At 76.2% G+C, this 1,288-nt stretch carries 1 protein-coding gene; it reads right to left on the bottom strand.

Annotated features, from left to right (window positions below):
* A partial coding sequence (locus ABZ641_RS37970; protein ID WP_359989185.1) for a multicopper oxidase domain-containing protein occupies window positions 1–801 on the bottom strand: 801 nt, incomplete at its 3' end.
* Window positions 802–1,288: the final 487 nt, after the last annotated feature.

Raw genomic sequence — 1,288 nt, 5'->3', positions numbered from 1 at the left:
TCCGGCGGACGGGCCGCGGCCCTTCCTGGCGGGCAGCGGGGCGGGGAAGGACCGCAGGGTGCGCGGCCGACCCGCCTGCAGGCGGACGACGACCTCCGCCCGCTCCCCGGGGGTCAGGAGGAGGCGGCGGAGCCGGACGGGCGCGGCGAGCAGCCCGCCGTCGGAGGCCACCATCTCGAACTCGCCGTCGTCGTCCAGACCGAGGTTGTAGACCCGCATCGTCGAGCCGTTGAGGATGCGCAGCCGCACCCGGTCGGTGGCCACCGGTGCGTACGCGCCCGCGATCCCGTTCACCGTCACCGTCGGGCCGGTCAGTCCCGTCCCGGCCTCGTTGCGCTCGTCCAGGGTCCCGTCGGCGTTGAGCTTCTTGTCCTGCAGGATGACGGGGAGGTCGTCGACGCCGTACTCGTGCGGCAGGGCGGCGCCAGCGGCCGTCCCGTCGTCGACGAGGAACAGACCGGCCAGACCGCGGTAGGTGTGCAGCTGGGTCGAGCCGTGCGGGTGCGGGTGGTACCAGAGGGTCGCCGCGGGCTGGGCGATCGTCCACGACGGCTCCCAGCCGGCGTCCGGGGCGATCGGCTGGTGCGGGCCGCCGTCGCACGCCGCGGGCAGGTGCATGCCGTGCCAGTGGACGGACGTCGGCTCGGGCAGCCGGTTGCGGACCCGCACGCCCACCGTCTCACCGGTGCGGGCGCGCAGCGTCGGACCGAGCAGGTCCTGCGAGTAACCCCAGGTCGGCGTGGACTTCCCCGGCACGATGTCCGCCCGGCCGGGCCGCGCCTCCAGCGTGAACCACCGCACGCCGTCCTCCGTGCGGGACTCCGCGAGCGGAGGGACCGGCAGCCGCCGGTAGCCGGCGGGCCCCGGGCCCTCCGGCACCGCCCCGCCGCCCGACTCACCGTCAGGCGCCGCCCTGCCGGCCGTACCGGCGACACAACCCGCCGTCAGGACCGGCGCGGAGACGAGGCCGGCCAGCACCGCACGCCGCGACCACACACCCACTCGGCCACCTCACGACGCCGATCGGACAGGGAACCGCTCGACGGACACGTCGTCCGCGCGCCGTCGGCCGGCGCCGGCCCGACCCGACGAGGAGTTCGAAACTAACACCCGCCGAAGGCACCGGACGTGGTCGAACCGGGCCGAGCCCGCCGCGTGCCGCGGTAGACCACTCGTTCGTACGAGGGTCCGCCGCCTGCCCGGCAGGAACCACCGGTGGCGGTCCGTCAGCCGCCGGCCCGCGCCGCCTGCCAGGCCTCGCGGCAGGATCCCGTCCGCCGTCCGCGAG

This window comes from Kitasatospora sp. NPDC007106 (assembly GCF_040634455.1).
Taxonomy (GTDB): Bacteria; Actinomycetota; Actinomycetes; order Streptomycetales; family Streptomycetaceae; genus Kitasatospora; species Kitasatospora arboriphila.
Note: the sequence above shows the minus strand (reverse complement) of the source record. Positions and strands in the feature narration are given on the sequence as shown.